This window comes from Burkholderia sp. Ac-20349 (assembly GCF_017104865.1).
In the GTDB taxonomy this organism is placed as follows: domain Bacteria; phylum Pseudomonadota; class Gammaproteobacteria; order Burkholderiales; family Burkholderiaceae; genus Burkholderia; species Burkholderia aenigmatica.
On the sequence record NZ_JAAGPM010000027.1, the window covers coordinates 58282 to 66738 of the forward strand.

Annotated in this window: 5 protein-coding genes and 1 pseudogene; 2 read left to right on the forward strand and 4 right to left on the reverse strand. The window is 67.4% G+C overall.

Annotated elements, in window-relative coordinates; all coding sequences use genetic code 11:
• Positions 1 to 127: 127 nt before the first annotated feature.
• From G3N61_RS12435 to G3N61_RS12450, 4 genes and pseudogenes are all read right to left on the reverse strand, one after another.
• On the reverse strand, positions 128 to 1075 hold the full coding sequence (locus G3N61_RS12435) for a choline ABC transporter substrate-binding protein (RefSeq protein ID WP_043180661.1): 948 nt from the start codon (positions 1073 to 1075) through the stop codon (positions 128 to 130).
• A gap of 98 nt (positions 1076 to 1173) precedes the next feature.
• On the reverse strand, positions 1174 to 2172 hold the full coding sequence (locus tag G3N61_RS12440; protein WP_011354068.1) for a GlxA family transcriptional regulator: 999 nt from the start codon (positions 2170 to 2172) through the stop codon (positions 1174 to 1176).
• 107 nt (positions 2173 to 2279) lie between these two features.
• Positions 2280 to 3176, reverse strand: coding sequence for a choline ABC transporter permease subunit (gene choW / locus G3N61_RS12445; protein ID WP_043180664.1), 897 nt, complete (start codon positions 3174 to 3176; stop codon positions 2280 to 2282).
• Positions 3169 to 4460: pseudogene (locus G3N61_RS12450) on the reverse strand (glycine betaine/L-proline ABC transporter ATP-binding protein); the annotation flags it as partial. The pseudogene G3N61_RS12450 and the gene choW, both read right to left, overlap by 8 nt.
• Before the next feature lie 207 nt (positions 4461 to 4667).
• Between G3N61_RS12450 and G3N61_RS12455 the strand changes: the two are divergent.
• Both G3N61_RS12455 and G3N61_RS12460 read left to right on the forward strand, forming a co-directional pair.
• Positions 4668 to 4916: a hypothetical protein gene (locus G3N61_RS12455; RefSeq protein WP_205822527.1), complete on the forward strand. Its 249-nt coding sequence runs from the start codon at positions 4668 to 4670 to the stop codon at positions 4914 to 4916.
• Between the two features lie 26 nt (positions 4917 to 4942).
• Entirely contained in the window at positions 4943 to 8320 is a 3378-nt protein-coding gene (locus G3N61_RS12460) for a DUF2339 domain-containing protein (RefSeq protein ID WP_205822528.1), read from the forward strand.
• Positions 8321 to 8457: the final 137 nt, after the last annotated feature.

Sequence of the window (8457 nt, forward strand, 5' to 3'; positions counted from 1 at the left end):
CGCTCACCGTCGGCCGCGCACGAAGCCGAATGCAAAAAGCCGGCGGAAGCAGGATGTGGGTCCTGCTTCCGCCGGCTCAACAACAGTCAGGCTTCCGGCCAGCGCCGTGAAACCCGACGCACCTCGCTCAATGCACGCCGAGATAAGCCTTCACCGCCGGCAGGCCCGGCTTGCCGTCGAGCGTCGTCACGCCCGCGAGCCACTTGTCGAGCGCCTGCGGGTTCGCCTTCAGCCACTCGGCCGCCGCCTTGTTCGGATCTTCCTTGTTCATGATCGGCACCATCACGTGGTTCTCGATCGTCGTCGTGAACTGCAGGTTCGACACGAACTTCGCGACGTTCGGGCAGCGCTGCGAGTAGTCCGGCGGCGTCGCCGTCAGCACCTTCGCTTCGCCGTAGTTCGGGCCGAACACGTCGTCGCCACCGGTCAGGTAGTCGATCTTCATCTGCACGTTCATCGGATGCGGTTCCCAGCCGAGGAACACGATCCATTGCTTGTCGCGGATCGCGCGATTCACCTCGACCAGCATCCCGGCCTCGCTCGACTCGACCATCTTGAACTTACCGAGGCCGAACTGGTTGCCGTCGATCATCTTCTTGATCAGCAGGTTGCCGTCGTTGCCCGGTTCGATCCCGTAGATCTTGCCGTTCAGCTTGTCCGCGTACTTTTGAATATCCGCGAACGACTTCAGGCCGCCCTGGTACACGTAGTCGGGCACCGCGAGCGTGTATTTCGCGCCGGTCAGGTTCGGCGTCGAAAGCACCTTGATCTGGCCGGCCTTCGTGAACGGCTGGATGATCGGGTCCATCGTCGGCGACCAGTAGCCGAGGAACACATCGATCTGCTTGCTCTTGATCCCCGCGAACGTGATCGGCACCGATGCGATCGTCTTCGTCGGGTTGTAGCCGAGCCCCTGCAGCATCGTCGATGCGAGGCCCGTGGTCGCCGCGATGTCGGACCAGCCGACATCCGCGAAGCGCACGTTCTTGCACACGGGCGGGTCGGCTGCATACACGGCCGACATCGGCGCGGTTATCCCGATCCCGCACACCGCTGCGATCAATAGGCGCTTCATCTTGCTTCTCCTCAAAGTGATGTCGTTTGCTTGAATGCGGGATCGTTTATTGAAGCCGCGCGCCGCGATCCCGGCGACGTCGCGGACCATAGGGTCGGTCAGCGGCCCGGCAGCCGGCGCTCGTAGCTCGGCGCGTGGCCGAACTGTGCGCGGTAGGCCTTGCTGAAATGGCACGGCGAATGAAAACCGCAGACCGTCGTCACGCGCGCGATCGACGCATCGGTCGTGCGCAGCAGGTCGCGCGCGCGCTTCAGGCGCAGCGTCAGGTAATAGTGGGTCGGCGACACGTTCAGGTACACCTTGAACATCCGCTGCAGGTGCCGCTGCGACAGCCGCACGAGCCGCGCGAGCTCCTCGAGCGACAGCGGCTCCTCGATGTTCGCCTCCATCAACCGCACGACCTCGATCAGCTCCGCGCGCGAGAAGCCGACGCGCGCATCGACCGGAATCGGCTGCGTGTCGGTCGAGCTGCGGATGCGCTCCAGGATGAACTGCTCGGAAACTTGCGCGGCCAGCTGCTGGCCGAACCGCATGCCGACGAGGTTCAGCATCAGGTCGAGCGGCGCGGTGCCGCCGGTGCAGGTCAGCCGGTCGCGATCGACGACGAACAGTTCATCGGCGAAGCCAACTTGCGGAAACTCGGCATGCAGCGCGGACAGGTTCTCCCAGTGCACGGTGCAGCGATAGCCGTCGAGCAGCCCGCTCGACATCAGCGCATACGCGCCGGTGCAGATGCCGCCCAGCGGCAGCCCGCGTTCGGCGAGCGCCGCGAGCGTATCGCGCGCGCCTTCGTCGACCACGTCGCGGATGCGGATGCCACCGCATACGATCATCACGTCGGGCAGGTTCGTGTAGTCGAGCGCCTGCGTGGGCCGCACCGCGATGCCGTTGCTGGCGTGTACCGGACTGCCGTCGAGCGAGTAGATCGACCACTGGTAGTGATCGGCGCGCCCGACGTAGTTCGCCATCCGAAGCACTTCGACGGCGCTCGAAAACGCGATCATCGAGAAGTTCGGCAGCGTCAGGAAGCCGAAATGGGCGAGGGACGAAACCGGTGAAACGCAGGCGGCGGGCGCGACAGCGACGGCGGACGTCACATCGGTCTCCTGGCGAGGAGGTTGCAGGGGGCCAGCCCCGCGGCCGAAGCCGCGGAAGCCGTTATCTCTATTCAGGGTGAGCGGCCGGGGGTTCCGGCCGCCGGAGGTCAGGCCTGTGCGGGTGCGGCCTTCACGCGAAACAGCTGCTTGAGGCCGGAGAACAGCGGCGCCTTCACGGTGCCCGGCGCACGGCCGAAGCTTTCGGTGATGCGGTCGAGAATGATCGCGAGCAGCACGACCGACAGGCCGCTTTCGAAACCGAGCCCGATGTCGAGGCGCTGGATACTGGCGAGCACGTCGTTGCCGAGGCCGCCCGCGCCGACCATCGACGCGATGATCACCATCGACAGCGCCATCATGATCGTCTGGTTCACGCCCTGCATGATCGACGGCAGCGCATTCGGGAACTGCACCTTGTACAGCAGCTGCCACGGCGTGCAGCCGAAGGCCTGGCCGGCTTCGACGATCTCGCGGTTCACGTGGCGGATACCGAGGCTCGTCAGGCGCACCGCAGGCGGCATCGCGAAGATCACCGTCGACAGGATCCCCGGCACGCGGCCGAGACCGAACAGCATCGCGGCCGGAATCAGGTAGACGAACGCGGGCATCGTCTGCATCAGGTCGAGGATCGGACGCACGATCGCGGCGACCCACTTGCTCTTCGCCGCCCAGACGCCGAGCGGGATGCCGAGCACGAGGCTGATGATCGTCGACGACAGCGTGAGGCCGAGCGTGATGACGGTCTGATCCCAGAAGCCCGTCGCGAAGATCAGCAGCAGCGACGCGGTGGTGAACAGCGCGAAGCGCCAGCCCACCCGCCACAGCCCGACGCCGATGAAGATCGCCATCATCATCCACATCGGGATCGCCTGCAGGCTGTGCTCGACGAATGCCGCGAGCCCCTCGATCGCCTGACCGATCGTGTCGAACGTCTTGGCGTCGTGGTCGAGCAGGTAGTGAACGGACTGGTCGACCCAGGTACCGAGCGGAATCATTTCAGACATGGGAACCTCGCGAACGCGTGATGGCCTTCAGGATGAGCGCACGATCGACCGAGCCGCAGTAGCAGCCGTCGTCGTCGACGACAGGCAGTGCATTCGGGCTCGCGACCACGCGCGCGACGACATGTTCGAGCGACGCATCGCGGCGGATGGATTCGATCGGGCTCACGGACGGCGTCGCCTGACCGATCGCATCGCGCGTGACGAAGCCGCGAAGCTTGCGTTGCGCATCAAGCACGAACGCATAGTCGGCACTGCCGTTCAGCGTCGCCGCGACGTTCGCGGCATCGCACTTCGACACGATCGGCACGGCGCCCGTCTGCATCAGGTCGCCGGCCGTCAGGTAGCGGCTGGTGTCGATGCCGTCGAAGAACGCACGCACGTAATCGTCGGCCGGGTTCGCGATGATGTCCTGCGGCGTGCCGACCTGCACGAGGCGGCCGCCTTCCATGATCGCGATGCGGTTGCCGATGCGCAGCGCCTCCTCCAGATCGTGCGACACGAACATGATCGTGCGGCGCTGTTCCTTCTGCAGTTGCAGCAGCACATCCTGCATCTCCCGGCGCTTGAGCGGATCGAGTGCGGAGAACGCCTCGTCCATGATCATCAGCGACGGGTTCACGGCCAGCGCGCGGGCGAGGCCGACGCGCTGCTGCATGCCGCCCGACAGCTCGGACGGCAGCTTGTGCGAGAACGGCGCGAGGCCGACCTGCTCGAGCACTTCCATCGCGCGGCGCTCGCGTTCCTTCTTGCTGACACCCGCGACTTCCAGGCCGAACGCGGCATTCGACACCACGGAGCGATGCGGCATCAGCGCGAACGACTGGAACACCATGCTCATGTCCTTGCGGCGCAGCGCGGTCAGCGCCGAGCGGCGTGCCGACGCGACGTCGAGCCCGTCGATCATCACCTTGCCGGCGCTTGGATCGACCAGCCGGTTCACGAGGCGGATCAGCGTCGACTTGCCGGAGCCGGACAGGCCCATCAGCACGAAAATTTCGCCTTCCTGCACATCGAAGGAGACGTTGTGCACGCCGACGACCTGACCGGTGCGCTTGAGCACCTCGTCCTTCGTCGCGCCGGCGGCGAGCATGTCGAGCGCCTGCTGCGGGTTGCTTCCAAACACCTTGCACAGACCTTCGACCACGACCTTGGGGGCATCCATCGAAACCTTCTCCTCGTGTAGCGGGGACTCGCGCTTGTCATAGCGTGCCTACATAGTTGCCAGAAAAAACCCCGACCTGCCGACGAATTACGACAAACGCTTGCGCAAATACGACACGGCCTCCAGCCCCGCCCGGCGGGCCGCGGCACGCGGCGGCACCCGATTGCGGCGGCGCAATACGCGCACGACCAACAACGGCGGGCATCGAGCGTCGGACTTGTGCGCAGCAGCGCGACGCAGATCGCGTCGCGTATTGCGCGGATTCGCATCGGGCACGCGTCGCTTTACGACAATTTCACGTCCGATCGCACGTCGATCTGCTCAGACGAATGAGCGAAGCATTCACCAATAAAAAGCATGACCGTGCAAAAAGCCGCGCGACGACACCGGGCGGCGCGCGCCGCGATACCGCGCCACCCCGGAAAATCCGCGACGGCCGCTGTGATACATTCCCCGCCAACAGGCTGATCGCGACGCAGGCCGCCACGCGGCCACCGTTGTCAGCCGCGCATGCCGGTTCGCCTGCCGGCCATGCCGACACCGCCTCGATCGGCACAAGTCCGATCGCAGGCCGATAACGATACGAGAGAGGGAGCAAGGCGAGATGAACTGGGCTTTTACCGCAATCGGCTTCATCGTAGGCGGGATTGCCGCATTGATCGGGGATTTCTCCGCCATCACCGGCGCAGTGCTCGGCGCCGCGATCGGGTTCTGCCTCGACAACACGCTGCAACAGCGCAAGCGCAAGACCAAGGGCGCGGCACCCGACACGTTCGCGATGCAGGCACCACCCGTGCAGCCGCCGGTTCCGCTTGCCGAGCGCGTCGCGCGCCTCGAAGCAACCGTCGAAACGCTGACGCGCGAAGTCGCGTCTTTGCGAGGCCAGCTGGCCGGCGCGAAAACCGGTTCGGCCACGACTGACGCGAGGGTGCACACGCCGATCAGCGCCGCCTCTGCCACCCCATCCGCACCCGTCCCGCCTTCGGCCACCCTGCCGCCGCGCCCGCCTGCGCAGCCGGCCGCCGCACGCGCGGACGCACCGGCATCCGCTTCGGCACCCGTTCGCGCCGCTGCGCCGGCATCGATACCTGCACCGGCCGCGGCGACCCGCGCAAGCGAAACGCGCGTGCCCCCTGCACCGTCGATTCCTCCCGCGCCGCCCAAGCCGCGCGAACCCGACCTCGTCGAGCGCGCCTTCCGCGCCGCGCGCGACTGGCTGCTCGGCGGCAACACGGTCGTGCGCGTCGGGATCATCGTGCTGTTCTTCGGCGTCGCGTTCCTGCTCAAGTACGCGGCCGACAACAACATGCTGCCGATCGAATTCCGCCTCGCCGGCACCGCGCTCGCCGCGGCCGCGCTGCTCGCGATCGGCTGGCGCGTGCGTGCGCGCCGCGCGGCGTACGGGCTCGTGCTGCAAGGGGGCGGCGTCGGCATCCTGTACCTGACGATCTTCGCCGCGACGAAGCTTTACGCACTGCTGCCCGTCGGCGCTGCGTTCCCGCTGATGGTCGCCGTGTGCGCGCTGAGCGCGTTCCTCGCAGTGCGGCAGAACGCGCTGCCGCTCGCGTTCATGGGCAGCGCCGGCGGCTTTCTCGCGCCGGTGCTGCTGTCGACCGGCCAGGGCAACCACGTCGCGCTGTTCAGCTACTACGCGCTGCTGAACGCGGGCATCTTCGCGATCGCATGGTTCAAGGCCTGGCGGCCGCTGAACCTGCTCGGCTTCGTGTTCACATTCACGATCGGCTCGGCGTGGGGCGTGACGGCCTACCGCCCCGCGCTGTTCGCGAGCACCGAGCCGTTCCTCATCCTGTTCTTCCTGATGTATGTCGGCATCGCACTGCTGTATGCGGTGAAGCGCGAACTTGCGCTGCGGCACTACGTGGACGGCACGCTGGTGTTCGGCACGCCGATCGTCGCGACCGCGCTGCAGGCATCGCTCGTGAAAGACATGCCGTTCGGGCTCGCGTGGAGCGCCGTCGCGTTGTCGGCGTTCTACGTCGTGGTCACCGCGTGGCTTGCGCGGCGCCGCGACCGCCTCGCGCTGCTGTTCGAATCCACCCTCGCGCTCGCAGTGATCTTCGCGACGCTGGCCGTGCCGCTCGCGTTCTCGGGCCCGACGACCAGCGCCGCATGGGCGATCGAAGGCGCAGCTGTCGTCTGGCTCGGCGTGCGCGAGAAGCGCATGCTGCGGTTCGCCTTCGGGCTGCTGATGCAGGTTGCCGCGGCCGGCGCGTTCTTCACGAGCCTGCTCGGGCCGGCCGACGCCACCGCGCTACCCGTGCTGAACAGCCCGTACATCGCGATGCTGCTGATCGCGCTCGCCGGCCTGTTCACCGGCTGGTGGCTGCACGGGCGCAGCGAAGCGCGCGCATGGCATGCGTGGATGCCCGAGATCGGTGCCGCCGCTGCCGCGTGGGGGCTGCTGTGGTGGGTGAGCGGCGGCCTGCACGAGATCCTCGTCTACGCGAGCCGTCACGTCGACCTGCATGCCGACCGCTTCGTCGTCGATACGACCGCGCTGTTCGCGGCCGGCACCGCGTGGCTCGCGCACGTCGCGCGCCGCCGGCTTGCGTGGCCGCTCGCCGAATGGCCCGCGCTCGCGCTGACGCCGGTGCTGGCGCTGCTCGCGCTGCGTGCGTTCGATGCACATGAAGCGCCGCTGTCGGGAATGGGCGCGTTCGCGTGGCCCGTCGCCGTCGGCGCAGGTCTTGCGCTGCTGTGGCGCCAGTCGCGCGGCGCGGCAAGCACCGATTCCGCGAACGGCACGGCGCATTCCATCGCCGCAGGCATCCTCGCGCCGCTGCACACGCTGACGTTCTGGACCCTGTGCGGGCTGCTGTCGCTCGAAGGCTTCTGGCGCCTGCGCGCGTACGTGCCCGAAGGCGCGTGGAGCTGGAGCGCGTGGGCCTACGGCTTCGGCGCGCTGCTCCTGCTGGTGTCCGGCCCCGGCTCGCGCCTGCGCTGGCCCGTCGCGGCGTTCCCGCGCGCGTACCAGGTGTGGGGCGCGGCACCGCTCGCCGCGCTGCTGTGGCTGTGGAGCATCGCCAGCGTGACCAGCGACGGCAACGCGGCGCCGCTCTTCTGGCTCCCGCTGCTCAACCCGCTCGACATCGCGCAGTTCCTCGTGTTCGTCGCGTTCGCCGTGTGGCTGCGCCGCCTGCGGACGCTCGGCATCGCGTGGCATCCGCGCGTCGTCGACTACGCGGCCATCGCCACCGTGTTCCTGTGGTTCAACGCACTGATGCTGCGCACGCTGCATCACCGCTTCCACATGGTCTACGACATCGACACCGTGCTGTCGTCGTTCGGCATCCAGCAGGTGTTCATGGTCGGCTGGAGCCTGTTCGCGTTCGCCGGCATGTGGCTGACGCGCCGCGACGGCATCGCCCGCGTGTGCGCGCTCGCGTCGCTGCCGCTGATCGTCGTGATGTGGGTGTGGACCTTCTACGCGAACTTCACGCAGGACGGCGGAAGCTGGGCGCGCGTGCCGCTCTTCAACCCGCTCGACCTCGTGCTCGCGGTCGTCTATGCGCTCGCCGCGACGTGGTTCGTGCGTGCGCGCAAGCTCGGCTGGTCGTTCGACGACTATCGTGTCGCGCTGCTGAGTGTGGCCGGCGCCACCGCGTTCCTGTGGCTGAACGCGATCCTGCTGCGCACGCTGCATCACTGGGCCGGCGTGCCGTACGAACTCGGTGCGATGGCGGAATCGACGCTCGTGCAGGCGTCGGTCTCCGTGTACTGGACGCTCTGCGCGCTCGCGATCACGATCTGGGCCACGCGCCGCGGGCTGCGTCCGCTGTGGTTCGTCGGCGCCGCGCTGCTCGCGCTCACGGTCGTCAAGCTGTTCCTGTTCGACCTGTCGCACGTGACCGGCATCGAGCGCATCGTGTCGTTCATCGGCATCGGCGTGCTGCTGCTGTTGATCGGCTATTTCTCGCCGCTCCCGCCGAAAACCGCCGCGCAACAGGACGACACGCCATGAAACGACGCGCCGCCTTGCATCAGCCGCGCGATGCGGCGGCACAGCGGCAGCCCGAGCCCGGTGCCGCCGAAACGCCGATAGATCGACGGATCGGCTTGCACGTAGACATCGAACAGCATCGGCAACGCTTCGTCCGG